The organism is Campylobacter concisus (assembly GCF_003048555.1).
Taxonomy (GTDB): Bacteria; Campylobacterota; Campylobacteria; order Campylobacterales; family Campylobacteraceae; genus Campylobacter_A; species Campylobacter_A concisus_AO.
On record NZ_PIRR01000008.1, the window covers coordinates 24965 to 51292 of the forward strand.

Consider the following 26328-nt stretch of genomic DNA (forward strand, 5'->3'; position numbering starts at 1 on the left):
TTATCCTTTTATTAAGCTTTTAGAGCTAGTTTTTGAACAGCATCTTGGTTAAGGTCGCTCATGTGGCTTGTCATAACCTTTTGATACATATCAACTAAGCGCTGGGTTTCTATTAGACCAACCATTTCTAAGACTGGATTTACGTTTGACATCTGGGCATATCCTTGCATCACGCTGTCAGCCTCGTCAAGTTCCGTGATGTCGTCAAAATTTCTACTCTCAAAGAGATTATCTCCGACCTTTTTAAGATCTCTTATCTCTCTTGGCTGAGCGATAAAAAATTTAGAAAATTGATTGTTATTTGAGTATAAATTTCCATTTTTATCAGCAGTTAGCACCTCACCTTGTGGCACTTGGATACCTCTTTGGCCAGGATTTTGTGCCTCGTAGCCACTTGGCAGCACCTTATAGCCCTCCTTTGTGACGATGTAGCCGTCGCCGTCAAGACTAAAAGAGCCATTTTTACTAAGTTTTACGCCATTTGGAGTATCAACTAAGAAAAATGCGTCATCTCTTTTTATCGCAAAATCAAGCGTGTTTGAGCTGTATTTAAAGCCACCAGCGCTAAAGTCGGTGTATTCTTCACTTACTTGTGGCACGCGGTCAAGCGTTCTATTTAGAAATTTAGCTCCATCTTTTGTGTGATTTTTAAGCGGGAGCTCATCTTGCGTCTCTTTAAAAATTCTCGCAAAGTCGCCGATAACTACGTCATTTCGCTTGTAGCCGATCGTATTTACATTTGCAAGGTTGTTTGAGATTACGTTTAGTCTGTTAAACTGCGTTACCATGCCAGCAGTGGCTTGATAATAACCATTTTGCATGCATTTTCCTAAAATTAATTATTGTCATGGTTTTTAAAGCAATAGCTGTTCCAAAATTTTAATTTTTTAATTATTAAATATTTCATAAAGTTTAATAAATAATTTATTTATTTAATGTTAAGATTCGCAGCTTTAATATAGATAATGACTATTAAAAACAATAAAAATACAAAAAAGGATACATACTATTATGAAAAAGACTTCACTAGTTGTTTTGCTTTGTGCTGGCTTAAATTTGTTGGCCCAAGAAAGTGAGAATATAAAAGAAGTTGAACTTGGCGGAGTAGAGGTAACTGCGGAAGAAGAAAACGTAAAGAATAAAAAGATTAGTGAAGTAAAAAAGACGGCAAGTGAGCTTACTAAACAACAAGTAAGCGATACTAGAGATATGGTGCGTTATGACACTGGTGTCAGCGTAGTTGAGACCGGTCGCTTTGGCTCTAGCGGATATGCTATAAGAGGCGTTGATGAAAACCGCGTAGCTATCAGCATCGATGGACTTAATCAAGCTGAGACACTTTCATCACAGGGTTTTAAGGATCTCTTTGAAGGATATGGAAATTTTAATAACACAAGAAATGGCGTAGAGATAGAAAATATCCAACAAGTAAATATTACAAAAGGTGCAGATAGTATAAAAACTGGCTCAGGTGCACTTGGTGGCTCTGTAATGTTTGAAACAAAAGATGCTAGAGACTATCTTACAGAAAAAGACTGGTTTTACGGCTTTAAAGCACAAAAATCATCAGCCAACGATGAAAAACTATTTTCTCATACGATGGCCGCACGAGCAAAATGGTTTGATATTCTCTTTATCACTACAAAAAGAGATGGTCATGAGATGAAAAACTGGGGTTACAACACATACGATGATAATGTGCTTGGCAAAGAGAGAGAAAAACCAGATCCTTATACCATAAATACAGATAGTAGGCTATTTAAATTTGGTGTAAATTTTAATGAAACGAACCGTTTTAGCATAGGAATCGATAGAAGTACAAAAGAGACAGTAGGTACTGACTGGTCGTATAAATTTGCTCTTTATACTGGAGGTATGTTAAATAACGTACGTTACAGCACAGATGTAAGGCACGTAAATGATAAAAACAAACGTGAAAATATCTTTTATACATATGAAAACTACGATGAAAACCCACTTTGGGATAGTATGAAAATAACTTATTCAAAGCAAAAGATCCAGCTAAAAGCAAGGACTGATGAGTACTGCGATAAAAATGACTGTCAAGGCCTACTAAATCCATCGGGATTAAAGTTAAACAACGAAGGTAAGCTAGTGGACAAATATGGTGGCGACCTACAAATGAGACAAGTAGAAAAAGAGCCTTGGCCTGGAGCTGGCTTTACTTTTCCTCAAGATATCGTGTTTGATAGTCATGGAAACGAAGTAGATGATACTTTTTATGGAAGAACAAATCGTGGAGCAGATAAACTTCTTGTTGATTGTAACCAGTATGACTGCTCTAAGCCTTTAACACTTTTTAATAAAACAACTAAAAAATATGAAACCTACAATCTAACTCCACAAAACATGCCAGATGGTAATGGAAAATATTCAGAGATTACTCCAAAAAATAGATTTGAGGAACTACTTTTGCCAAGAGCTCCGGGATACATTGAAAATAACTGGAAAGATAGGGATCTAAATACCAATACAAAACAAATAAATTTAGATGCAACAAAGGAATTTAGCCTATTTAAAATGGATCACGCCTTAAAATACGGTGGGCTTTATAATCAAACAGATAAAAGCATGGTAAATAAGCAAGGCTATGAGGCGTACAACAAGGCATGGTGGGCAAAATATTTCTTTGGCATGGCGAACAAAGGCACAGGCTTGCTGCCAAATTTTCAACCAGACAAGTGTATGCCTCACGGCGGAAATGACTACAGTACGCTTTGTAGACATGAGGATGATAAATTTAGCTTTTTGATACCTGTTGAGACGAAGACAAAGGCATTTTATCTAGGTGATGATATATCTTTGACTGAAATTTTAAATGTTGATTTAAACTACAGGTTTGACAAAATAACACACAATCCAAGCTATATACCAGGTAAGACACCAAAGCTACCAACTGATCTTTTTGCTGGTGTTTTTATACCTTTTACTATACCGCCTGGCTCTAGTGCAGAAGAAGTAAAAAGGATAAAAACTAAAAATGCTGAAGAAAATGCACGTTATCTAGCAAGCCAAAAGAGGGATTTTACACATCATTCGTATTCACTTTCGACAAATTTTGATCCATTTGATCACATAAGACTTCAGGCAAAATATGCAAATGGCTTTAGGGCTCCAACATCTGATGAGATTTATTTTACATTTCAGCATCCTGATTTTACGATATTTCCAAATTTAGCCCTTCAGCCCGAGATCGCAAAAACAAAAGAGTTTGCCGTAACTCTTCACAACTCACCTAGTTTTTTTACGATAAATCTCTTTCAGACCGATTATAAAAATTTCATCGATCTAAAGTATATCGGTCGCGGCACGCTAACATACGGCAACGCCGGTAGTAGAATGCCAGTAGAAAAATACCAGAACGTAAATAGGGCAAAGGCTCGCGTAAGAGGTGTTGAGCTAAGTGCAAATCTAGACCTAGAGCAAGTTTATAACGGCTTAAGTGGCTTTAATGTCGGCTATAAATACATATATCAAAAAGGTAGAATGTCAGTAGATGAGAGCGGCAAGCTAGACGCTCCAATGAATGCCATCCAGCCAGCAAAATTTGTCTATAACGTCGGATATCACACCAAAAATAATAAATTTGGAGCAAATCTATATATGACGCACGTAAAAGCAAAACGTCCAGAAGATACTTACAATATCTATGCACAAGACGATCCAGACGCAAAAAATACATATGTTAGATATGTCAGCAATACATACAGTTTATTTGATTTTGTAACGTTTTATAGACCTATGAAAAATTTCACATTTACAGCAGGTGTGTATAACATCACAGATAGAAAATACACAAGCTGGGATAGCGCAAGAAGTATAAGGACTTTTGGTACAAACAATATGGTTGACAAAGAAACAGGCAGAGGTCTTGCTAGATTTTACTCACCTGGTAGAAATTTCAAGCTGACATTTGAGATGACATTTTAATAAATTTATAGCTGCCGCAATTTTAGACTTTTGCGGTAGCTTTGTATAGACAAAATTTCATTGCTTTTATATACTTTTTACAAAATTTGGGTATAATCCACTTTCTTTTAAACAATACTTAATCACAATCACACGATTTGAAAGGAAATTTATGAGCGCCGCAAAAGACTCTTTTTCTCAGATAGAAGAGCTTTTTGTTGAAAATGCAAAAGGCTTTTTGACATACGAAAAATTAGTAAAATTATTAGACAAAGCTCCGACTGCTACGATAGTAAAAAAGATAGAACAACTAGCAAAAACAAATAAAGTCCAGCTCATCACATCTGCTGAGGCTGCAAAGCTTAGAAATTTAGCCGATGCTAAAAAACGCCAAGAAAATGCTCAAAAAAGTGATCAAGATATCGACGAAGACCTCGATCTTTCAGGCGAAAGTGACCTTTTAGAGTGGTCAAGATCTGATAGTCCAGTAAGGATGTATCTAAGAGAGATGGGTCAGATCGCACTTCTTACAAAAGATGAAGAGGTAGAGATCAGCAAAAGGATCGAGCTTGGCGAAGATATCATTATCGATGCATTTTGTTCTGTGCCATTTTTGATTGACTTCATACTTGACTATAAAGAGCCGCTTATCAACAGAGAACGCCGTGTAAAAGAGCTTTTTAAGAGCTTTGAGGACGAGAGTGAAAACGAAGAGAATGAAGATAGCGAAGACGATATAGACGAGGAAGATGAAGAAAACGAAGAGAACGAAGCTCCTAAAAAATCAGCCAAAAACGATAAACGCGCTGAAAAAGTTATAGAGAGCTTTAAGGCCCTCGAAAAAGCCAAAAAAGAGTGGCTAAAGACTGCAAACAAACAAGATAAAGTTGAGAGCGATGACACAGCTTCAAAGATGACTCTTGCATTTAAAAAGAAAATTTTAAAAGAGAAGCTGATGGACCTTGGTCCAACAAGCAAGCTAATTAGCGAAATCGTAAAATCAATGGAAACAGCGCTAAAAAGCGACGACGAATTTGATAGAGAGCTAAAACGCTTGGAGTATCGCCTACCGATGTTTAGCGACGAGCTTAAGAAAAATCACAAAAGTATCTTAAAAGATATCATCAAGCTTAGTAAGGAAGAAATCGCGGCTCGCGTGCCAGAAGCTACAATGGTCTCAACTTATGTCGAGATCAAAAAGCTATTTACTACAAAAGAGGCGAGCAAGCAAGGCTTTGATCTTGAGCCAACAAGGTTAAAAGAGATTTTAGAGCAGATCAAACGCGGAAAGAAAATTTCTGACGAGGCAAAAGCTAGAATGGCTAAGTCAAATCTCCGTCTAGTTGTAAGTATCGCGAAACGCTATACAAATAGAGGCTTACCATTTTTAGATCTCATCCAAGAGGGCAACATCGGCCTTATGAAGGCGGTTGATAAATTTGAATACAGAAAAGGTTATAAATTTTCAACCTACGCCACATGGTGGATCCGCCAGGCTATTTCGCGTGCGATCGCCGATCAGGCAAGGACGATTAGGATACCTATCCACATGATAGAGACGATAAATCGTATCAACAAAATAAACCGCAAATACCTCCAAGAAGAAGGAAAAGAGCCTGATGTAAGCGTTATCGCAAAAGAGGTTGGGCTAAGCGTTGATAAGGTAAAGCAAGTCATCAAAATAACAAAAGAACCTATCAGCCTCGAAGCTCCAATCGCAAATGAAGAAGACGGTAAATTTGGAGATTTTGTTGAGGACAAAAGCTCACTTTCTCCGATAGAGCAAATTTTAAAAAGTGACCTCAGAGAGCAGATAGATGACGTACTTTCACAGCTAAATGAGCGCGAGAAAGCTGTCATCTCAATGAGATTTGGTCTACTAGAAGATGAGAGCGACCGCACACTTGAAGAGATCGGCAAGGCCCTAAATGTCACTCGTGAGCGTGTCCGCCAAATAGAAAGCTCAGCTATCAAAAAGCTAAAACACCCAAAAGTTGGTAGAAAACTCAAAAACTACATCGAAGGCTAAGCCCTTTTTACCTGGCTCAGATTTTGTACAAATTTGAGCCAGTACCCTAAAGTCAAAAATTTATACTCACATTAAAGCAAATATCTCTCACATAAATTTTAGCTATAAGAGCAACAAAGCTAAAAACTACAAAGTTAGTTGACTTTTAAAACGTACTGTTGCAGTAAATTTTAGCTTCCTATTTACTTGAGTTTAAATTTCAACTCCTCTAAACGCCCCTTTTGCAGCTTTTATATCTGTCTCATCTGGGTGCGTTTTGGCTCGCTCCCATCGCTCTAGTCGCTCAGGCGTTAGAGCAAATCTCGGATCATCAGGCATAGCTTTACCGAGTTTTTTTAGCTGTTCTATCACCTCAGTAGCAATCGCGCCTTGACAGATAAACGTGCGTAAGACTTCATTGCCATTTTGCGCAAAGAGCTCCCTACCCTGCTCTATCGCTTGCGTAGCATGTGCACTTGGTACATCAGCACCAAGTGTTATAAAAAAGCCCATTTTTTTATCTTTTACATTTTGAGTTATAAATTTCTTAAATTCCTTCTCCGGAGAGCCCTGATCTATGTAGTAACCAAGTGCAATAAAGTCAAACTCACTCAAATTTAGCTCACTAGCATCGACAAAATTTATTGCCTTACAGCTAAGCTCACTAGCAACAGCCTCTGCTATCTTTTTTGTATTTCCACTTTTTGATGTGTATATCACAATACTTTTCATAAAAACTCCTTCTTAGAAATTTCCATCACTGCATTTGCGATAGAATTTCCCCAAAATACGCCATCTTTTGTAAAATTTAGAAAGCCGTTTTCTATTTTCAAATATCCATTTTCTTCGCATTTTTTAAAAAGATCCATAAGCTCATTGGCACACGTCTGGCTTACAAATTTAAAAACATGCTCAAGGCTTATTTGCGGATACTGAAAAAGATTTACAAATCTATCAAACTCCATCTGTCTAGCAGTCATGCGACCCATAACTTTCATCTTTTGGCTCATGTTATATATACCAAACTCCCCTAGCCTGCCACCAGCTCCTTTTCCAAGAGGCAAGACATCAGCACCTGCATGAGATAGTCTTATATATTTATATTGGTCCCTACTCTTTTTGGCCACCTTTGTATATTCTAAAATTTCATAGTCATCTTGGCTTAAAATTTCGTCTAAAAATGCGTGGTGCAAGCTTTTATCGACTTCTACGTCATAGTAATCCTCGCTTATGGTCTTACTAAGCACTGAGCCATCTAAAAACTGAAGCGAATAAAAACTCGCACTGTCAATGCCGAGCTCACGCACTAGCTTAGCATCTCTTACTACCTCGTCTATGCTTTCATTAGGATAGTTATATATAATATCAACACAAAGCATTCCACTAAATTTCTCACGCAGATCACGTAGATGCTTTACGGCCCCATCAGAACTATGTGTGCGATTTAGCAGCTTTCTGCCAGTCTCACTAAATGTTTGTACGCCGATACTGTATCTATTTACACCAAGCTCGTTTAAAAGACGAAGCTTACTTATATTTAGATTATGAAGCGTACTTTCTAAGCTAAATTCACACTCAGGTAAGATATTAAAGCTGCCCTTAAGTGCGTTTATCACCTGCTCTAAGTGTCTCTCTTTTAATATCGTTGGGGTGCCACCACCAAAATAGACACTACCTATTTTCTTGCTTTTTAAGTAGTTCGTGGCGGAGTATTTTTCTATCTCGCTTAGTAGAAATTTTGTATACTCATCAAGCTCATCCTCAAGCTTTGTCCTATTCATCGAGCAAAATGAGCATATGTTATCACAAAACGGCACATGAATATAGATCACCCCTTCATTCTCATCTGGCGCACTCTCTAAAAATTCCCATAGCTCATCTTCACTCACCATATCAGGTCTTTTTGAAGGAGCTACGCTATGGCCTTTTATACGTTTGTTAAACATTTATACTCACTTATTAAGCATGTTAAATAGCTCATTTGCGGCCTCATTTATGCGAGGCGTACCGCGCAAGACAAGACTTGATGGGACGTTTAAAATTTTAGAGTTCTTAGCTGCACTGGTTGCTTTTAGCACTGGATTTTGTGATAAAAAATCACTACCATCTTTCATGCCTACAACTATTATGAAGTCCGGGTTTTGCGCTAGGATAAATTCATTTTGAACGATCGGCATCGCTCCAGCTAGGCCACCTGCTACGTTTTTCATACCAAATTTATTAAACATATCCCCAGGCAAGCTAGCATCGTTAAAAGCAACTAATGGGGTAGCTGCATAAACGCCTAAAATTTTCTTACCGCTTAAATTTGAGTTTTGAAATTTTAAAAAATCCTGCTTTATCTTAGCCACAAGCTCGCTGGCACGCTCTTTTTTACCTGTGATATCGCCCATTTTTTCTATATTATTGCAAATATCGTCTACACTATTTGCCTGCATCGTAAGTGTCTTTATACCAAATTTAGCAAGGTTGGCGTTTACACCATCAGAGTGAAAGCTAGTAACTACAAGATCAGGCTTTAGCTCAACTATACGCTCTAAATTTGGCTTTGTATAAGTGCCAACGCTCTTTAGCTTTTCCGTCTTATCCTCAGGCCAGATCTTACCAAACTCAAGAGTAGAAATAGCTGCAATCTGGTCTTCAGCCTCCAGCATATACATCATCTCAACCACTGCAGGATCGAGTACAACGATATTTTTAGCACTTAGGCTAACACCGCCAAAACCAAGCAAAAAAGCAAAAACTAAAAATAATTTTTTCATAAAATCTCCTTTAAAATTATCATTTTGGTAAAACAAATGGCATATCATTTTTATATATGATATCTGCCTTAAGACCGTAAATTTCATCTAAAATTTCTGGATTATAAAGCTCTCTGACACTCCCTTTATGAGCTATCACACCACCTTTTAGCATTAAAATTTCATCGCATATCAGTGAGGTTAAATTTAGATCATGAAGCACTGCTATGGTGACTAAATTTAGCTCACGAGTAAGACGCGAGCAAAGCTTTAACACCTCTATGGCATGGCTTAGATCAAGGGCTGATGTAGGCTCATCAAGAAGCAAAACTTTAGGCTCGCTAACTATTGCACGAGCAAGTAAAGCTCTAGCAAATTCGCCGCCGCTTAGTGAGTTTGCCACTCGGTCTTTAAATTTAGCCAGCCCGAAAGTCTGCAAAGCCTCATCAACTAGGGCAATATCTTGAGAGCTATAACCACTAAAAGAGCTTTTTAGATGAGCATATCTACCCATCAAAACAAGCTCAAAAACGCTTAATGGCATCGTAAGTGCGCTTTTTTGAGGTACAAAACTAGTCGTTCTCGCAAGCTCCTTTGTGCTGTAGCTTTGTACATCTTTTTCGAAAATTTTGACACTTCCAGCGCTTGGAGAAAGCAAATTTAAGATACATTTTAAAAGTGTTGATTTGCCACATCCATTAGAGCCCAAAAGACCTATAAATTTTCCACTTTTAGCGGTAAAGCTTATATTTTTTAGCACACTTGTTTGCGCATATGAAAAGCTTAAGTTTGAAACTTCTACACTCAATGCACACTCCTTTTTAGATAAAGTGCTAAAAATAGAAAAAATGGCGCTCCAAAAAACGCACTAATAACGCCAACTGGCACTTCGACCGGACTTAAAACACTCTTTCCCACCACGTCACAAGCTAGTAAAAACGCTCCTCCTCCAAGAGTAGAAAGCGGCAGTAAAATAGCGTTGTTTGAGGTGTTTAAAAGCATTCTAAAAGAGTGTGGAATGATAAGCCCAACAAAGCCTATCATGCCGGTAAATGCAACTGAAAAAGCAACCGTGAGCGAAGCTATGACAAGCAGACGCTTTTTAAGTGCATCGACATCTATACCAAGGCTTTTTGCCTCGTCTTCCCCGCTTAAAAGTATCGTTAACTCAAAGCGTTTTAGATAAAAATATATCATGCAAAAGATAAGCGGAACAGCGATGATACCGACCTTTTGCCACGTGGCAGAACCTAAATAACCCATCATCCATGCCACTATCTTAAAACTATCTTCACCTATAAGATATGTCGCAAAACTCGTAAATGCGCCTAGAAATGATGAAAAAGCGATACCAATTATAAGAAGTGTAGCAATAGAGCGACTACGGTTGTAAACTCCAAAAATAGCAAGTGTAAGCAAGCTCGAAGACAAAAAAGCAAAGATGCCATAATAAATTTCAGATATGCCAAGAAGATATGCCACTACTGCTCCAAATGTCGCAGATGCGGCTATACCGATGATATATGGGTCTGCAAGCGGATTTAAAAAGACGCTTTGTGTTACAACACCCGAGCTAGCCAAAAGCATACCTATAAGCAGAGCCATTACAAGTCTTGGTAGTCTAATGTCAAACAAAATGGTCTCTTTCATTTCGTCTATTTTGTTATTAAATATAAAATTTAAAATCTCACTCATACTTATGTCAGAACCGCCTATGCTAAGCGAGATAAAAGAGAGCAAAACAATGAGCATAATAAGCAAAACGGCAAGCTTGGTACTATCTTGCATAAATTTCCTTTTAATACAAATGGCTAAAAACAACAAAAAGATACAAAAATAAGCAGAAAATATAATTTTAAATAAAAGATATAAATTTTCTAAAATATTATTTTTAACTCGTAATTTTAAAAAAATAAGCTTAATTCTCGCTTTAAAAATATTAATGATAATTTTAATCAATTTTAAGTTTTTTTTAGTATGATTTTGCGATTTTTAATTTTATTTTTTAAGGAGAACGGTTTTGAAACAAAGAGCATTAAACCACATGAATAAGGATCATTTGGATATAGTGATCGAGTTTTGTAAGAAATTTAGCGGTGTAGCTGAGCCTACAAATGTCAAAATGACTGATATAAACGAAGATGGTATGGAAATAACATGTGATCAGGCAAAAACATTTGTACCATTTTTAAGCAAAGCAGGTGGAGATGGTTTTAGAGAGTCGATCATCGAGCTTTATATGAGCATCAAGGGCGATACAAACAGCTCTAATGTGCAAGGCGGAATGATGAAATTTATAAATAGCTTTAAGACTGTTGTGATCTCAAGCATTCTTGACGGACAAGCGGTTTCGTCGTATTCACCTTTCATAAAAGAAAACGATGAGTTTTATATCTGCATATCATCAGTAGCAGATCACTACCACTCAATAAAACAAAACCCGGATAAAATTTCACTCCTTTTTATTCAGGATGAAAAAGACGCAAAAAGTCTATTTGCTCGTGTAAGAGTAAGCTTTGAAGCTAAAGCTGAGTTTATGAGCGACAGTGCAAGAGATGAATTTATATCAAAATTTGAGAGTGCCTTTGCAAATGAATCAGCACTTGCATTTATTAAAGAGATGAAAGACTTCTATATAGTAAAACTTACCCCAACAAAAGGTAGATATGTAAAAGGCTTTGGCGCAGCATATGACACAGTAGGACTCCAAGTTGTCGATAGTGGTAGAGTAAACAACCCTCACACTAAAAAATAGTCACTTTTGTAAGACCGTTTGGTCTTACAAATTTATACCTCATAAAATTTATTTTTTGCGTTGCTGTAAAATTTTAAAAGATACAAGCCGTGATATTTTTGCTTGTTATCATAAAAATGGTTTGGGTTTGCCTGAACTCGAGAAAATCTAGCATCAAAATTCCTCAATATGCCTATACCTATAATCTAAACTATAAACATATTTCATCCAAACAAGATAGAATCATTATAAAAATTTATTAGAAACTAAAAAAGAATTTACCGGTGCAAGACCGGTAAAAATTTATTCAGCTAGAAGTTTATCTAGTTTTGCGGCCAAGCTCGTAGTATCATGAGCTTTGGCTAAGCTCGCAGCATGAAGTTTTAAATTTGCTTGTAAATTTTCTTCCAAGCTCTTTGCGATGTCGCTGCTATCAAGATTTTCTACACTATTAGCATTCGCCACACTTCTTGCGGCTAGAGCATTTATACCTCTAAATACAGCATTTTGTGTTGATCCGATCTCTGAGCGAAGTGAATTTATATTTTTTAAAATTTCACCTGTATTTGAGCCGTCATCTTTTACATTTAAAAGAGCATTTGTGCCCAAATTTATATTTTTTGTACTCTCGCCTGTGAAAAATCCAAGCTCAGCATCAAATACGTTTTTGCCATTAAATTTAGCCTCTTTTACGCTATCATTCATAGCATTTCTTAGTGCGTTGATTTCGCTCTTTATGCCTTTTTGTTCATTTGCCGAGAGAGTAGGATTTGTAAGCTTACTTGAAAGCTCACCTATTCTATCCGTACTTTTACTTAAATTTAAAAGCGTTGAGTCAGCGATTTGAAGCATACCGATCATATCGTTTGCATTTGCCAAACCTTCGTTCAAGACATTTGTTTGCGAAAGCAAACTCTCTGCGATTTGCAAATTTGCACCTGAAGCTTTGATCTCGCTGTTTGCAGAGATAGCATTTAGCGCTTTCTTCTCGCTATTTTTTGCTTGATCTAAATAATAGTTTCCTGAAGCCTGGTTTGCAGTATAAGTTCCTAACTTCATAACAACTCCTTTTTAATAATTCGCTATGGATTCTACTATAAATTCTATAAAAAGTTGCAAAATCTCTATAAAATTCATTTTTCTTTACTCTTCCAGCCTCACTGCAACTGATTTTTTATGAGCGGTTAGCCCCTCAGCTTCAGCTAGCTGCATGCATGATTTGCCAAGATGCATGATACCTTTTCTACTCACTGAAATGATCGAACTTCGCTTCATGAAATTTTCAACTCCAAGCGGCGAGTAAAATCTCGCACTTCCGCCAGTTGGTAATGTGTGATTTGGTCCAGCGATATAATCTCCCATCGCTTCAGGCGTAAAGTGTCCAAAAAATATAGCACCCGCATGAGTCACATCATCAATATAACTTAAAGCATCGTTTGTAGCGATCTCTAGGTGCTCAACAGCAAGCTCATTCATGAGGGCAAAACACTCTTTTAAATCTTTTGCCACTATTATTGCAGCTTTATTTCTTATGCTTGCACTTGCGATTGGCTCACGTTTTAGTGTCTTTAGCTCATCTTCGATGTGTCTTTGTACTGCCCTTGCAAAAGCTTCTACTGGCGTTATCAAAAAGGCACTTGCGATCTCATCGTGCTCAGCTTGAGAGAGCATATCGATAGCTATGTGGCGAGAATCGGCACTATCATCAGCGACGACGCCTATCTCGCTTGGACCTGCGATCATATCGATATTTACGTCGCCATAAACTAGCTTTTTAGCAGTCGCTACGTAGATATTGCCAGGTCCTGTGATGACATCTACTTTTGGCACCGTTTCAGTTCCGTATGCCATCGCCGCAATGGCACTTGCACCGCCTACTTTAAAGGCTGTCTTTATGCCACAAAGGTGCATTGCAGCAAGAAGTAAGGTATTTACCTTGCCATTTGGCGCTGGAGTGCACACTACAATCTCTTTTACGCCGGCTACTATCGCTGGGATCACATTCATAAGAAGCGAGCTAGGATAAGCCGCTTTGCCACCTGGGATATAAAGGCCAGCACGGTCAACCGCTGTGTATTTTGCGCCTAGCAAGATGTCATGCTCATCTTTATATGTCCAGTTGCTTGGCTTTGTGCGTTCATGATAGCTTTTTATCCTATCGTGAGCTAAATTTAAAGCTACTCTTAAAGCATTATCTAGCGAATTATAGGCAGCTTCCATCTCTTTTACATCGATTATTATGTCGCTTTTACTTGTAACGTTAAATTTATCAAATTTAGCTATCTGCGCAAAAAGTGCGCTATCGCCATCTTTTCTTATCTCATCTATTATGCCTGCAACCACCGGCATTACAGCACTCATGTCATTATCACTTCGTTTAACAAGCTGTAAAAATTTACTCTCAAAATCAGCGTCACTACTATGAAAAAATTTCATTTATGCTCCTTTAATTTTATTTTTCTATCATATCTTTGTCTTTGTGTAATGTTACCTAAAATTCCACCCTGGTGGATATATAAAATTTCAGCTCCAAGCTTATCTAAATTTGCAAAAAGCGTGATAAAGCCAACAGGGTCATACACTAGGTCAAATTCCACGCCGCTTTTGCAAACCTCTAGCCAAATTTCATAAAGCTCTGGGTATAAATTTCCAAAATGATACTTCTTTGGCGGATTTAAAATTTGCACCTTGCTATTTTTGTCTAGCTCATAAATTTGCTTTTTTAGATAGTCACTATCTCCTACGCAAGGGGCTGTAAAGACCCTAAGATCGGTATGCTTTGCTAGGTAGCATGCGCTTGTGCCAGTGCCTGATGGCAAAAAGATATCAGGTCTTATGCCACTTTTTTTACTCCACTCATTTATCTCGCGTGCCTGCGTGATAAAGCCAAGCTCAGCCTCGCTCTGCGCCACGCCCTCGTTTATAAAAAGCGCGTTTTTACTCTTTGCTAGCTCTTTAGCAAATTTCTCACGCTCCTCTTTTACAAAAATTTCCATGCCATTTTCAAGTGCAAATTTGAAATTTCCAACTGGATCTTGCTCTAAATTTGAGCTAAGATGAGAGACGACGTAGTAAAATTTAAGCCCTTTTAGCTTTGCAAAAAGGCTTAGACTATACATCGCGTTTGACTGGCTTGAGCCGTGAGATACGATGGCTTTGATGCCGCTAAGATCGGCCTTTAGAAAATACTCTAGCTTTCTTGCTTTATTGCCGTTAAACTCGCCTAGCAAATCATCTCTTAAAAGCCAAAATTCTCGCCCTCTTAAGCAAATTTTATTAATCACCCTTAAACTCCAAAAATTTCTCTATCTCGTTGATAGCCTCTTTGTTTGAGAGTGAAAATTTGATCTCGATGCGCCTTGAAGCGTCCTTGTCCTCGGCTCCGTCTTTAAAAATTAGCTCGTTGTAGCTTCGCCCGCTTGCAACAAGCAGCTTTCTAAGTCGAGTATCGTCACTAAATGAATTTATAAATTCCATCACAGCGTATGCTCTTTTTTGTGAAAGCTCTAGGTTATAAATATAGCTTCCATCGCTATCTGTAAAGCCTTCGATTATGATTTGATCGATGTTTGAGGAGATATCTTTGTCATTTAAAAGCACGTCAAAATACTTACTAAGCGTAGCCTTTAACTCATCTTTGACCTCTTCTTTTAAGACCGCACTTCCTTTATCAAAAAGTACTGAGGAGCTAAGCTTTAGCGCGCCTGAGTTTGGATCGATCTCGATGCTTGAGCCTAGCCTATCCTTTAAGGCTGAGATCACTTTTACTCTGATACCAGTTAAATTTTTTACCCTGTCACGAGTGACGTTTAGATCCCTTAAAAGCTCGTCATATCTAGCCTCTCTTTGGCTCACTTGCTCAAGCAAAAAGGCGATCTTGGCTAAATTTTTCTCACTGCTTTCGTTTGCGTCGCTAAGCGCTCTATCTTTTGATGAAATTTCATCATTTAGCACGATCATCTTTTGATTTAGATCAAAAATGCTAGCATTTAGCTCTTTTATGCTCGCATTTGCGTCTTTGTTTTGCTCTATAAGCTGGGCTAGTTTTTCTTTTAGGGCGTCTATTTGAATGACAAAAATTTCATTTGACTTTTTTAAATTTATGTTTTCGTCACTTATCTTTGAAAGCTCGCTTTTTAGGGCGTCATTTAGCTCTTCAAGGGTAAAATTCTTGCCCTGGGCGTCTTTTAAATTTGCTAAAGCTGTGATGATAGCTTGCTCTTTATTTTCAAGTGTGTTTTGAGTTAGGACGTATTTTACGACGACAGCGCCGATTAGCAGCATAAAAACAAAGAGCAGACCCGCCATCAAGTCCGCGTACGAAACCCAAAAGCTCGATTGATCTTCGTTATTTTTGTTTATTTTCATTGCACTAGATTTTCGATTTTTTCTATTACAGAATTTGCTTCTTTATCGATCTCGTCTATGTTCTTCTTAAGCTCAGCGATGAGGCTCTCACGCTCTTTTTCACGCTCCAAGCTCCTGCCCTCTTGCTCATACGCGGCTTTAAATATCGTCGCACTCTCCACGAGCGAGGCTCTAAATTCCTTTAGTGCGTCATTTTGTTCTTTCATGAGCGAGTAAGAAAATTCCCTTAAAACCTTGTCAAAGCTCTTTATGGTCTGCTCAAATTTAAGCTGGCTCTCTTTTGTGGCGTTTAAATTTCTACTAAAAATTTCGCCAAGTTTTGCATGCTCGGTTAAAATTTTAACCTCCATATCTTTAAAGGCATTAGAAAACGCGCTTACTGCCTTTAGCATATCAGAGTGGATTTTTACAAATTCATCTTGTTTTAGGCTAGATTCATTTAACATTTTTAAACTTGCACTAAACTCTGCTTTGCTTTGATTGATGATATTTTTTTCAACCTCGCAAAGCTCTTTTAGTTTGTCAAATTTTTCATTTACCTGATCGTTTAAATTTCTTAAAAATTTATCATCAAGCACCATTTTAAAGGCGTCGTGACTATCTTTAAAGTAGCTAACAGAGGCTTTCATGAAATTTGCATTTAGCTCATTGTCCTGCCAAAAAAACTCACGGCTTAGCTCTTTTTGCTCGCTGTAAAATTTCTCAAATTTACTAATGCCGATCTTTTCAAAAAACATCCACCAAAGCGCTAAAAATATGCCATATATCGATACATAAAACGCCGTAGCTACGCCATTTAACAGTATAGCGATCTCTTTTTCAAGGCCGTTTGCAGTGCTTGAGCTAAAGCTTGGCATGGAGATAGCGATACTAATAAATGTACCCAAAATTCCAAGCATAGGAAAGACTGCTTGGCCGATATTTGCTAGGTTGTCATTTCTAAAATTTCTTGTGTAGCTCTCGAAAAAATCTTCAAATTTAGCGTTTGCCTTTTTGACGCTTGAGATTTCAAAAAGGTGAGCGATGATAAATTCTTTTAGCCTTATCTTATACTCTTTGGCATTTGCTAAGAAATTTGAGTAAGCGACCAAAGCGCTGTGACGTGAAAAGATAAAAGCGACAAAGAGTATAACGCCCATCATCACGATGGTGTGAAGCTTCATCTGAAAATTTATAACGCCAAGATACGCTAGTATTGCCAAGATGTAGATAGCTAAAGGGATAAAGATAACTTTAAAAAAGACAAAGAAAGAGTGAGCTTGGCGCTCTTTTGGCACGCTTAGCTCACTAAAATCATTTTGATTTTGCATAGGATTAGTTCCTATTTAGGCAGTTTAAGTCACTAAAAGCAGTCTGAAGACGCTTAACCATGCTCTCCTCGCCACTTCTTAGCCATTTCCTTGGATCGTAGTATTTTTTATTTGGCTTATCATCGCCCTCTGGGTTGCCGATCTGACCTTGCAAGTATGCTCTATTTTTAGCCTCATACTCACGCACGCCGTCCCAGAAAGCCCACTGAGTATCAGTATCAATGTTCATCTTGATAACACCGTAGCTCACAGCATTTTTAATATCTTTTAGCTCGCTACCACTACCACCATGAAATACAAAATTTACTGGCTTGTCGCTTTTTGTATTAAATTTCTTAGCGACATAGGCTTGTGAGTTTTTAAGAATTTCTGGTCTTAGCACGACATTGCCCGGTTTATAAACGCCGTGAACGTTGCCAAAACTAGCTGCGATGCTAAATTTATCGCTTATCTTACTTAGTCTTTCATAAGCAAGCGCGACATCTTCTGGCTGAGTGTAAAGAAGCGCATTATCAACGCTTGTATTATCTACGCCATCTTCTTCACCACCTGTAACGCCAAGCTCGATCTCTAGACTTATTCCAAGCTCGCTAAGCTCTTTTAGATACTTCTCGCAAGTGCTTAAATTTTCGTTGATATTCTCTTCACTAAGGTCAAGCATATGAGAGCTAAAAAGCGGCACGCCGTGAGCTTTTTTATATTCATGACTTGCTTTTACTAGCTCATCTATCCAAGGCAAAAGCTTTCTTGCGGCATGGTCTGTGTGTAAAATGACTGGTACACCGTAAGCCTTGGCAAGCAGATGAACATGCTTTGCTCCAGCGATCGCACCAAGAACGGCTGCGTTTTCGCAGGCTTTACCAGCGTAAAAACCTGCACCGCCATTACTAAACTGAACGATAACAGGCGAGTTAGCAACCTTTGCCGCTTCTAAAACAGCATTTACTGAGTTGCTGCCTACGACATTTACAGCAGGTATTGCAAAACCTTGCTCTTTGGCATAAGCATAAAGTTTTGTTACATCATCTCCGCTTAAAACACCAGGTTTTACGATATCTAAAACGCCCATTTTATCCTCCAAATTTTACTTATATTCTATCTTGGCTTTTTGGCGTAGAGCTTCACTTTTTTGTCTAACAGCAGCTTGGAATTTCTCCATTTTAACAGCTTGCTCGATCTCCGCTTTTGCTTGCTCAAAGCTTACAGTACCAGCAGCTTTACCATCTTCTTTTAAGATAACATGGTATCCAAACTGAGTTTTAACTGGTTTAGTTGAAACTGTGCCATTAGCCATTGAAAATGCTGCGTCTGCAAAAGGTTTTACCATTTGGCTTTGACCAAACCAGCCAAGCTCTCCACCGTGTGCTGCTGAGCCTTTGTCGATTGATTTTTGGCTTGCTAGCTCTGCAAATTTCTTAGTTAGCGCCTCACCTTTTAAATTTTTAAGTTGAGCGATGATGTCGTTTGCTGTTTTTTCATCTTCAACTAAGATATGTCTTGCTTTTGCTTGAGCTGGTTGGTTCATACTTGCTTTATTTTTATTGTAAAAATCTTTTAGCTCGTTATCACTTACTTTTATGCCGTCAAAAAGCTTTCTCATATAAAGCTCAACTGCGATGCCTTCTTGTGCTGCTTTTACAGCTTTGATGTACTCTACATCTTTTTCGATACCGCTTGACTTAGCATCTTTTAAAAGAAGTTTTCTATTTATTAGATCATCGATTATACGTTTTTTCTCATTTGGTTGAAGCTTGCTAGCGTCAAATCCTGGCATAGCTGCTGATAAAAGGCTTGAAATATCGCTATCGCTTATAGCATCACCATCAACTGTTGCAACTACTGCTGCATTTAGAGTAACAGCTGCTGCTAAACTTAAAACTGCTGGAAACAAAAATTTTTTCATATAAATCCTTTAAAAAATTGATTTTATGGGCAAGATTATATCAAATAAAGCGATAACTTTTCATTTAACTTAAGAAAATAAGGTAAAATACGAAAATGAGAACAAAAAAAGATATTTTAGAGATAAAAAGAAGACTTTTAGAAGAGTTTAAAGACGCCAAAAGCGAGCTTAAATTTAGAAATTTATATGAGCTACTTGTCTGTGTCATGCTCTCAGCCCAGTGCACTGATAAAAGAGTAAATTTAATAACTCCAGCTTTATTTGAAGCGTATAAAGATGTCTATGAGCTAGCTAGCGCAAATTTAGCAAGTCTAAAACTCATGATAAACTCGTGCAGCTTTTTTAATAACAAGGCTCTAAATTTGATCAAAATGGCAAACAGCGTGGTTGAACTTTATAATGGAGAAATTCCGCTTGATGAAGAGAAGCTAAAAGCGCTTGCTGGAGTTGGACAAAAGACCGCTCATGTCGTACTTTTAGAAGCTACAAATGCAAATGTTATGGCTGTTGATACGCACGTTTTTAGAGTGGCGCACAGACTTGATCTTAGCCATGCAAAGACACCAGAAGCTACTGAAGCTGATCTTAGCCATGCCTTTAAAACAGATCTTGGTAAGCTTCATCAAGCCATGGTGCTCTTTGGGCGCTACACCTGTAAAGCCAAAAAACCGCTTTGCCATGAGTGTATCTTAAATGATCTTTGTAACAGCAAGGACAAGGTTATTTAATTTTCTCAAGCTTTGCTAGAAAATTTTTAGCATCTATAAAACCGATAGTTCTAAGAAATTTTAGCTCATCGCCACCATTAAATAGTAAGAGTGCAGGCGGATCAATAAGTCCAAAATTTCTTAGCATCTCATCATTTTGTGATCCGCCATTTGTTACATCGATACGAATAAGTGCAAAATTTGCCAAAGCATTCATAACGTCAATATCTTTAAAAGTGATCTTTTCTATCTCTTTGCAGCTTACACACCAATCAGCATAAAAATCTACTAAAACGGGTTTGGTTGAGTTTTTTATTACCTCATTTAGTTCATCTAAATTTTTAACGGAATTAAATTTTAACGCACTATCACTTTTTGCCAAATTTAGTCCAGAAAGTGGAGAAAAAGCCTCCTTTGAGCCTAAAAATGAACCAACTATTAGCATAACTGAATATATAAAAACTAGGATAAAAAACGCTTTTTTAAACTTAGCCCAGCTTTGCTCTGCTACTTCAAATGCCCCAAAATAAACTGCTATAAAAACGCCTATAATGCCATATCCTAATAGCTCAAAAAATTCTCCAAGTACACGTGCAAGGATCCAAACCGCCATGATGAGCATCAAAAAACCAAAGATTTTTTTCACTTCATCCATCCAACTACCAGGTTTTGGTAAGAGCTTTCCAGAGCTTAGCCCGATAATAAGTAGCGGTACGCCCATGCCAAGCCCCATGACAAAAAGCATAATGCCACCATAAAAGATATTTCCACTTTGGGCAATATAAAGAAGTGCGCCAGCTAATGGTGCTGCTACACAAGGCGATACGATGAGAGCTGAGGCAAAGCCCATAATAAAAATTCCAACATAGCCTGAACTATTTTGCGATTTTTTACTTATCAAATTTTCAAATTTCGCTGGCAATTTTATATCATAAAATCCAAACATACTAAAGCTTAGAATAACAAAAATGGCTGCAAAAGTGCCAAGTACATAGATGTTTTGCAAAGCTCCTGCGATACCAAAGCCAAGTAGGCTAGCTGCCACTCCAGCTAGTGCATAAGCTAGGCTCATCGCGACAACATAGATAAATGATAGCAAAAAGCCTTTTTTTGCATTTAAATTAGCGCCTTTTGATACGATTATGCTTGAAAGTATCGGTATCATCGGAAAGACGCAAGGTGTTAGTGAAAGCAAGAGACCATAACCAAAAAAAGTAAGAAGCGAGATAAAGAAATTTTTATCTCCAAGCCCATTTGCAATATCTTGCTCGCTAGAAAATTTTTCAGCAAAGCTGTCGGTATCGTTTTTTTGCTCTTTTTTAAAAGTGACGATGCTAAATTTTCCAGCTTGGTCAGTTATCTCATAAATTTTACTTTGCGGGCGGTAGCAAATGCCGTTTTTAGCACAGCCTTGATAGTTAATGTCAAGTATCGCTTTGCCATTTGAAAGATTTTCTTTTACTAAATTTAATGGGATAAAAATAGAAAAATCTTTTGGATAGATTTCATATTCTCCCGTATTTTCACTACTTGGCAAATTTAATAGCTCATTTATCTTTTTGCCAGCTAGTTTAATCTCGAAACTCTCTTTATAAAGATAGATATTTTCACCAAAGTTAAACTTCACTTCAACATTTTGACTATCAACGCTTGGAGTTAAAACAAAGGCTTTACTAACATCTAAAACCTCGGCAAAAAGCGAGCCTGCAAATAAAATAATCGAAAAAAGAAATTTTAAAAACATACTAATCCTTGCTAAATTAAAAAAGGTGATTTTAGTCTAAATTCCTAAATTTATTCTATTTTATTGTAAAATCGTGAAAATATGTGAAATTTTAAAGGAGTAAAGATGTCAAAAGACAAAAAACACCAAAAAGGCGAGAAGCTTGGCTATGAGGAAGAGCTTAGGCTGCTTCAAATTGAACTTTTAAAATTTCAAAATTACGTAAAAGAAAAAGGCCTTAGAGTGCTCATGCTAATGGAAGGGCGCGACGCAGCCGGTAAAGGAGGAACGATAAAACGCTTAACCGAGCATCTAAATCCAAGGGGTTGCCGTATAGTAGCGCTTGCTAAGCCAAGTGATGTCGAAAAAACGCAGTGGTATTTTCAAAGATATGTGACTCATCTGCCAAGTGCCGGAGAGATCGTGATCTTTGATAGAAGCTGGTACAATAGAGCTGGCGTTGAGCCAGTGATGGGCTTTTGCACGCAAGAAGAGCATAAGGAATTTTTACGTGAAGTGCCAAAATTTGAAGAGATGATCATAAACTCCGGCATAATTTTCTTTAAAATTTATCTTTCAATCACAAAAGATGAGCAGAAAAAACGCTTCAAAGAGAGGCAAAATGATCCGTTAAAGCAGTTTAAAATTTCACCCGTTGATCAAAAAGCACAAGAACTTTGGGATCAATACTCTATCGCTAAATATTCGATGCTTCTTGCCTCTCACAATAGCATTTCACCATGGGTCATTGTCTCAAGTGATAACAAAAAAGAAGCTAGGCTAAATGTCTTTAAATTTATCCTAAGTCACGTTGAATATCCAAAAAAGATAAATGACTACTTGGAATTTGACAACAATGTCGTAAGAGATGGAAGTGAAGAGATAAAGCGCATAGAAGAAGGGCTAAATAAAGATAAGTTAAAGAGTATCGATTAGAATACTTTTAACTTCTAGCTAGCGATTTGCTTAGATTTGCTAGCTAAATTTTTAAGCCCACCACATTACTTTTGCTAAAACGACCATTATCAGGCAAAGTACTAGAGCTATTAAATGTGAAAATTTACCAAATGGATCAGGCTTTTTTAAAATAACGACATTAAAAACAGATATAAAAGTTACAAGGCACATTATGAGTAAGACAAAAATTTTTATAAGCAGTAGCTTTTGAAAGTTGCTTTGCCACCAGCCAAGCTCGCCTCCAAAATAGTCTTTTGCCATATAAGTGCCACTTATTAAAAGCAATAAAAATGCCGTGCCAAAAACCTTTGCACTGCCTTTTGTGTAGGCCTTTTTAACTATTTCAAGGATTTTAGTATCAACCGTTTTTTTAGCAAACGGATATATGCAAACATCAAAAAATACGTATCCTATAAATACAATGGCACAAATTAAATGAGTAATCAGAAAAAATAAGTACATTTTTTGCCTTTTTGTTTGGCATTATATAAATTTTAACTATTTAAAATACTTATTTTGAATCAATTTTAAGAATTTATGAAGATAAATTTATAAAAGAGCAAGGCAAGTGCCCTGCTCTAGGAGTTTTACTCGACTTCAGCGTCTATAACGTCGTCGTCTTTTTTATTATTTCCGCCATTTGCACCAGCGTTTTCATCTTTTTTATACATAGCTTCTGCTAGTTTGTGACTAGCTTTGCTTAGAGCTTCTACTTTAGCATCAATTTGCTCTTTTGAAGAATTTTCATCTTTTAAGACCTCTTTTAGATCGTTTAGCGCAGCTTCGATGTTGCTTCTATCCTCAGCTGGGACCTTCTCGCCAAGCTCGCTCATGCTCTTTTCAGTTTGATGAACTAGTGCGTCAGCTTGGTTTCTAGCCTCAACTGCGTCTTTGCGTTTTTTATCCTCTTCTTTATGAAGCTCGGCGTCTTTTACCATGTTGTTTATCTCTTCTTCGCTTAAGCCGCTTGATCCAGAAATGGTGATATTTTGGGCTTTGCCAGTTGCTTTATCTTTTGCTGAAACGGTTAAAATTCCGTTTGCGTCGATGTCAAACTCAACTTCGATTTGAGGTACGCCTCTTGGAGCTGCTGGGATGCCTTCGAGGTTAAAATTTCCAAGTGATTTATTATCCCTTGCAAACTCACGCTCGCCTTGTAAAACCATGATAGTAACGGCACTTTGGTTATCTTCAGCAGTTGAGAAAACTTGACTTTTCTTAGTTGGTATGGTTGTGCCTTTTTCGATGATCTTGGTCATCACGCCGCCAAGTGTTTCGATACCAAGACTAAGTGGAGTTACGTCAAGAAGTAGCACATCTTTTACGTCACCTTTTATAACCGCACCTTGGATAGCAGCACCGATAGCTACGACTTCATCTGGATTAACACTCTTATTTAGCTCTTTACCAAATGCCTTTTTAACCTCTTCTTGAACTAGTGGCACACGAGTTGAACCACCGACCATTACGACCTCTTTGATGTCGCTTTTATTTAAACCAGCGTCTTTTGTTACCTCATTTATCTTAGTGATAGTCTCGCCTACAAGTGAGTCGATCATGCCTTCAAATTTAGCACGAGTTAGCTTTTTAACAAGGTGTTTTGGACCAGTTGCATCAGCTGTGATAAATGGTAAATTTATCTCAGTCTCTTGAGCTGAGCTTAGCTCTTTTTTAGCATTTTCTGCAGCTTCTTTTAAGCGTTGAAGTGCCATGATATCGCCTTTTAGATCGATACCATTTTCGTTTTTAAACTCGCTTACTAGCCAGTCAATGATCTTGTTATCAAAGTCATCGCCGCCCAAGAATGCGTTACCGCCAGTTGCCAAAACTTCAACGATATTATCACCAGTCTCTAGCACTGTAACGTCAAATGTACCACCACCTAGGTCGTAAACTAAAATTTTCTCAGCCTCTTTTTTATCAAGACCATAAGCAAGCGCTGCAGCTGTTGGCTCGTTGATAATACGAAGCACGTTTAGTCCAGCGATCGTTCCAGCCTCTTTTGTAGCTTTTCTTTGGCTATCGTTAAAGTAAGCTGGCACAGTAATAACAGCATCTGTTACCTTCTCGCCAAGATATGCTTCAGCATCTTCTTTTAGTTTGATAAGAATTTTTGCTGAAATTTCTTGTGGAGTATAAACCTTACCAGCGATCTCAACTGCGCAAGCACCATTTCTGTCTACAACGTGATATGGCAAGCGGCTTTTTGCCTCTTCAGCGTTTTTCTCACTACTCATTAAGCCCATGATACGTTTGATCGAGTAGATCGTTTTCTCAGGGTTCGTAACCGCTTGACGTTTTGCTACGTCACCTACTAAAATTTCGCCCTTGTCTGTAAAAGCTACGACCGATGGAGTCGTGTTTTTACCCTCTTTGTTTGGGATCACCTTACTCTCGCCACGTTCAAAAACGCTCACACAAGAGTTTGTTGTACCTAAGTCTATACCTATAACTTTTGACATCTCTTTCCTTTTTATTAGATTTTATTTTTATAAATTTAGTTTGCTACACTGACCATAGCTGGGCGCAAAACCCTACCATTTATCAAATAGCCTTTTTGCAAAGCCTGCACGATCTGACCACTCTCTTTCTCCTCGCTATCGACCCTTAAAACCGCATTATGAACGTTTGGATCAAACTCGGTGTCAGTTGAGATCTCGACCACACCATGCTTTTCAAAACATTTTTTAAATTGATTTATAGTTATCAAAACACCTTCTTTTATCTTTTTGGCAAATTCATCATCCTCTGGGTCAAAATTTGCTGCCATTTCGAGCGCATCAATAACCGGAAGCAAGTCCCTGGCAAATTTCTCATTTGCAAAATTTGCAATGTCTGCCTTCTCTTTTTCATAGCGCTTTTTCATGTTTTCAAACTCAGCATTTGCTCTATAATATTTATCAGTGATCTCGCCAAGTTCTTTTTCGAGCTTTTCCACCTTTGAAATATCACCAAGTGCATCAAAATTTACGCTATCACTAGCTAGCTCTTGCACAGATTCAGTTTCCGGTGTGTTTTGTTCTTTTACTTCCTCGCTCACGCGGCCTCCTTTATTAGATTTATAAATTTCACATAGTCAGTATAAATACTGCCAGCACAGATCATCTGAGCTTCGCTACCAAGGTAGTTTGCATTAAATTTAAGACCCATAAAATTTTCATCAAACAGTGGAGAAAATGCCAACTTGTCATCCATTTGCAAACTAAAGCTAGGGTCAAAAATCATCTTAAAACGACTATCTTTAAACATATTAAAGGCCAAAATTTCATTTTCTTGAAAATAAACTTTGGTCCTTTTAAGCTCTCTTATCTTGTTTTTTAACTCGCCTATACCGACTTGTGAGCAAATTAGCTCAAGCTTATCCAAACTAACTCCGATTAGATTGCTTAAAAATTTATACATTCTGGCATCAAATTTGATGACAATCTCATCTTCTCCAAAATTTAAAACCAAATACCTATCATTTAAATTTAAAATTTCTAGCAACTCTTTATCTATTGTGCCAAAAATCATACAATAAAGCTCAAATTTATCACACAACATCTTTAAACTATCAGGATCATTTATCTCTAAATTTATATCACTTAAAGCAAAAATTTCGCTCCAGTATCTTCTCATTGTAGAGATAGTTGGGATCCTTCCGCCACTAATATGAAGCTTTGTAATCTCGCCTTCATCTGAGAGCTTTTTAAAATAAACACGTATTGTTGAAGCTGGTATAGCCACACTCATCCGAGAGCCTAGCTCATTTGAGCCAATTGGCATATTATCTTGCAAATAAGCTTCAATAATAGAGTTTAGTATCAAATCGCGTTTATTTGTTTTACTCACTTTTAGCACTCTTTCTTTTTAATTGCTAAGCAGATTATACAACTTTAGTTTATTAATGTCAAGTATATAAGTTAAAAAAAATTATTTATATATCTTTAGTCTAGTAAACTAAAGAT

The 26328-nt window shown here is 37.4% G+C and carries 23 protein-coding genes; 5 read left to right on the forward strand and 18 right to left on the reverse strand.

The features are described from left to right. Positions 1–11 precede the first annotated feature (11 nt). On the reverse strand, positions 12–821 hold the full coding sequence (locus CVS92_RS02385) for a flagellar hook-basal body protein (protein ID WP_107788386.1): 810 nt from the start codon (positions 819–821) through the stop codon (positions 12–14). Positions 822–1011: 190 nt separating this feature from the next. Between CVS92_RS02385 and CVS92_RS02390 the strand changes: the two genes are divergently transcribed. Beyond that, positions 1012–3951: a TonB-dependent hemoglobin/transferrin/lactoferrin family receptor gene (locus CVS92_RS02390; RefSeq protein WP_107788387.1), complete on the forward strand. Its 2940-nt coding sequence runs from the start codon at positions 1012–1014 to the stop codon at positions 3949–3951. A gap of 151 nt (positions 3952–4102) precedes the next feature. After that, positions 4103–5959: an RNA polymerase sigma factor RpoD gene (rpoD, locus tag CVS92_RS02395; RefSeq protein WP_107708090.1), complete on the forward strand. Its 1857-nt coding sequence runs from the start codon at positions 4103–4105 to the stop codon at positions 5957–5959. A 192-nt stretch (positions 5960–6151) separates the two neighbouring features. Here the strand turns inward: rpoD and CVS92_RS02400 are convergent, their stop codons facing one another. From CVS92_RS02400 to CVS92_RS02420, 5 genes are read right to left on the reverse strand one after another with little or no spacing between them, the layout of a single operon-like run. Then, positions 6152–6670 carry a flavodoxin family protein gene (locus CVS92_RS02400; protein WP_107788388.1) on the reverse strand — a complete coding sequence of 173 codons (519 nt, stop codon included), beginning with the start codon at positions 6668–6670 and terminating at the stop codon, positions 6152–6154. Beyond that, positions 6667–7884 (reverse strand): radical SAM protein, encoded by a 1218-nt coding sequence (locus CVS92_RS02405; protein ID WP_107788389.1) that lies wholly within the window; start codon positions 7882–7884, stop codon positions 6667–6669. Before CVS92_RS02405 ends, CVS92_RS02400 begins: the two co-directional genes overlap by 4 nt. A 6-nt stretch (positions 7885–7890) precedes the next feature. Then, positions 7891–8700 carry an ABC transporter substrate-binding protein gene (locus CVS92_RS02410; protein WP_107788390.1) on the reverse strand — a complete coding sequence of 270 codons (810 nt, stop codon included), beginning with the start codon at positions 8698–8700 and terminating at the stop codon, positions 7891–7893. Between the two features lie 19 nt (positions 8701–8719). Next, positions 8720–9487: an ABC transporter ATP-binding protein gene (locus tag CVS92_RS02415; protein ID WP_107788391.1), complete on the reverse strand. Its 768-nt coding sequence runs from the start codon at positions 9485–9487 to the stop codon at positions 8720–8722. After that, positions 9484–10467, reverse strand: coding sequence for a FecCD family ABC transporter permease (locus CVS92_RS02420; RefSeq protein ID WP_107788392.1), 984 nt, complete (start codon positions 10465–10467; stop codon positions 9484–9486). Before CVS92_RS02420 ends, CVS92_RS02415 begins: the two co-directional genes overlap by 4 nt. 232 nt (positions 10468–10699) lie before the next feature. Here CVS92_RS02420 and CVS92_RS02425 point away from each other — a divergent pair, with 232 nt between their 5' ends. Further along, positions 10700–11434 (forward strand): HugZ family heme oxygenase, encoded by a 735-nt coding sequence (locus CVS92_RS02425; protein ID WP_199906399.1) that lies wholly within the window; start codon positions 10700–10702, stop codon positions 11432–11434. A 282-nt stretch (positions 11435–11716) separates the two neighbouring features. Here CVS92_RS02425 and CVS92_RS02430 read toward each other — a convergent pair whose 3' ends face one another. The 7 genes from CVS92_RS02430 to CVS92_RS02460 form a co-directional block, all read right to left on the reverse strand. After that, positions 11717–12472, reverse strand: a complete 756-nt coding sequence (locus CVS92_RS02430; RefSeq protein WP_188116648.1) for a flagellin — start codon at positions 12470–12472, stop codon at positions 11717–11719. Positions 12473–12556: 84 nt separating this feature from the next. Then, entirely contained in the window at positions 12557–13849 is a 1293-nt protein-coding gene (gene hisD / locus CVS92_RS02435; protein WP_107788393.1) for a histidinol dehydrogenase, read from the reverse strand. After that, a complete protein-coding gene (locus CVS92_RS02440) occupies positions 13846–14697 on the reverse strand; it encodes a pyridoxal-phosphate dependent enzyme (RefSeq protein ID WP_107788394.1) in 852 nt (283 codons plus the stop codon). Before CVS92_RS02440 ends, hisD begins: the two co-directional genes overlap by 4 nt. Further along, positions 14690–15781 (reverse strand): OmpA family protein, encoded by a 1092-nt coding sequence (locus CVS92_RS02445; RefSeq protein ID WP_107788395.1) that lies wholly within the window; start codon positions 15779–15781, stop codon positions 14690–14692. The genes CVS92_RS02440 and CVS92_RS02445 overlap by 8 nt, the downstream gene beginning before the upstream one ends. Then, a complete protein-coding gene (locus CVS92_RS02450; RefSeq protein ID WP_107788396.1) occupies positions 15778–17091 on the reverse strand; it encodes a MotA/TolQ/ExbB proton channel family protein in 1314 nt (437 codons plus the stop codon). The genes CVS92_RS02445 and CVS92_RS02450 overlap by 4 nt, the downstream gene beginning before the upstream one ends. Positions 17092–17095: 4 nt before the next feature. Further along, the gene (gene fbaA, locus CVS92_RS02455) at positions 17096–18160 is read right to left on the reverse strand and encodes a class II fructose-bisphosphate aldolase (RefSeq protein WP_107788397.1); all 1065 of its coding nucleotides are present in this window, start codon (positions 18158–18160) and stop codon (positions 17096–17098) included. A 15-nt stretch (positions 18161–18175) separates the two neighbouring features. Next, positions 18176–18994, reverse strand: coding sequence for a peptidylprolyl isomerase (locus CVS92_RS02460; protein WP_107788398.1), 819 nt, complete (start codon positions 18992–18994; stop codon positions 18176–18178). Positions 18995–19089: 95 nt separating this feature from the next. On the opposite strand from CVS92_RS02460, the gene nth reads away from it, so the two are divergent. Continuing rightward, complete coding sequence (nth, locus tag CVS92_RS02465) at positions 19090–19722, forward strand: endonuclease III (RefSeq protein WP_107788399.1); 633 nt, start codon at positions 19090–19092, stop codon at positions 19720–19722. On the opposite strand, the gene dsbD is transcribed toward nth, so the two are convergent. Continuing rightward, positions 19715–21445, reverse strand: coding sequence for a protein-disulfide reductase DsbD (gene dsbD / locus CVS92_RS02470; protein WP_107788400.1), 1731 nt, complete (start codon positions 21443–21445; stop codon positions 19715–19717). The genes nth and dsbD overlap by 8 nt on opposite strands. Before the next feature lie 105 nt (positions 21446–21550). Between dsbD and ppk2 the strand changes: the two genes are divergently transcribed. After that, positions 21551–22360, forward strand: coding sequence for a polyphosphate kinase 2 (ppk2, locus tag CVS92_RS02475; RefSeq protein ID WP_107788401.1), 810 nt, complete (start codon positions 21551–21553; stop codon positions 22358–22360). Positions 22361–22411: 51 nt separating this feature from the next. Here ppk2 and CVS92_RS02480 read toward each other — a convergent pair whose 3' ends face one another. The 4 genes from CVS92_RS02480 to CVS92_RS02495 form a co-directional block, all read right to left on the reverse strand. Next, on the reverse strand, positions 22412–22843 hold the full coding sequence (locus CVS92_RS02480; RefSeq protein WP_107788402.1) for a trehalose-6-phosphate synthase: 432 nt from the start codon (positions 22841–22843) through the stop codon (positions 22412–22414). A 125-nt stretch (positions 22844–22968) separates the two neighbouring features. Continuing rightward, positions 22969–24843 carry a molecular chaperone DnaK gene (gene dnaK / locus CVS92_RS02485; protein WP_107788403.1) on the reverse strand — a complete coding sequence of 625 codons (1875 nt, stop codon included), beginning with the start codon at positions 24841–24843 and terminating at the stop codon, positions 22969–22971. Positions 24844–24878: 35 nt separating this feature from the next. Then, positions 24879–25421, reverse strand: coding sequence for a nucleotide exchange factor GrpE (grpE, locus tag CVS92_RS02490; protein WP_107788404.1), 543 nt, complete (start codon positions 25419–25421; stop codon positions 24879–24881). Further along, positions 25418–26212 (reverse strand): HrcA family transcriptional regulator, encoded by a 795-nt coding sequence (locus CVS92_RS02495; RefSeq protein ID WP_107788406.1) that lies wholly within the window; start codon positions 26210–26212, stop codon positions 25418–25420. The genes grpE and CVS92_RS02495 overlap by 4 nt, the downstream gene beginning before the upstream one ends. Positions 26213–26328 lie beyond the last annotated feature (116 nt).

Bases quoted from the DNA above. Each gene is read 5' to 3' on its own strand.
- dsbD (WP_107788400.1), bottom strand. From the start codon at position 21,445: ATGTTTTTAAAATTTCTTTTTTCGATTATTTTATTTGCAGGCTCGCTT.
- hisD (WP_107788393.1), bottom strand. From the start codon at position 13,849: ATGAAATTTTTTCATAGTAGTGACGCTGATTTTGAGAGTAAATTTTTA.
- nth (WP_107788399.1), top strand. From the start codon at position 19,090: ATGAGAACAAAAAAAGATATTTTAGAGATAAAAAGAAGACTTTTAGAA.
- CVS92_RS02385 (WP_107788386.1), bottom strand. From the start codon at position 821: ATGCAAAATGGTTATTATCAAGCCACTGCTGGCATGGTAACGCAGTTT.
- CVS92_RS02420 (WP_107788392.1), bottom strand. From the start codon at position 10,467: ATGCAAGATAGTACCAAGCTTGCCGTTTTGCTTATTATGCTCATTGTT.
- CVS92_RS02430 (WP_188116648.1), bottom strand. From the start codon at position 12,472: ATGAAGTTAGGAACTTATACTGCAAACCAGGCTTCAGGAAACTATTAT.
- fbaA (WP_107788397.1), bottom strand. From the start codon at position 18,160: ATGGGCGTTTTAGATATCGTAAAACCTGGTGTTTTAAGCGGAGATGAT.
- CVS92_RS02405 (WP_107788389.1), bottom strand. From the start codon at position 7,884: ATGTTTAACAAACGTATAAAAGGCCATAGCGTAGCTCCTTCAAAAAGA.
- CVS92_RS02450 (WP_107788396.1), bottom strand. From the start codon at position 17,091: ATGCAAAATCAAAATGATTTTAGTGAGCTAAGCGTGCCAAAAGAGCGC.
- rpoD (WP_107708090.1), top strand. From the start codon at position 4,103: ATGAGCGCCGCAAAAGACTCTTTTTCTCAGATAGAAGAGCTTTTTGTT.
- CVS92_RS02390 (WP_107788387.1), top strand. From the start codon at position 1,012: ATGAAAAAGACTTCACTAGTTGTTTTGCTTTGTGCTGGCTTAAATTTG.
- CVS92_RS02410 (WP_107788390.1), bottom strand. From the start codon at position 8,700: ATGAAAAAATTATTTTTAGTTTTTGCTTTTTTGCTTGGTTTTGGCGGT.
- ppk2 (WP_107788401.1), top strand. From the start codon at position 21,551: ATGTCAAAAGACAAAAAACACCAAAAAGGCGAGAAGCTTGGCTATGAG.
- CVS92_RS02445 (WP_107788395.1), bottom strand. From the start codon at position 15,781: ATGAAAATAAACAAAAATAACGAAGATCAATCGAGCTTTTGGGTTTCG.
- CVS92_RS02400 (WP_107788388.1), bottom strand. From the start codon at position 6,670: ATGAAAAGTATTGTGATATACACATCAAAAAGTGGAAATACAAAAAAG.
- dnaK (WP_107788403.1), bottom strand. From the start codon at position 24,843: ATGTCAAAAGTTATAGGTATAGACTTAGGTACAACAAACTCTTGTGTG.
- CVS92_RS02480 (WP_107788402.1), bottom strand. From the start codon at position 22,843: ATGTACTTATTTTTTCTGATTACTCATTTAATTTGTGCCATTGTATTT.
- CVS92_RS02460 (WP_107788398.1), bottom strand. From the start codon at position 18,994: ATGAAAAAATTTTTGTTTCCAGCAGTTTTAAGTTTAGCAGCAGCTGTT.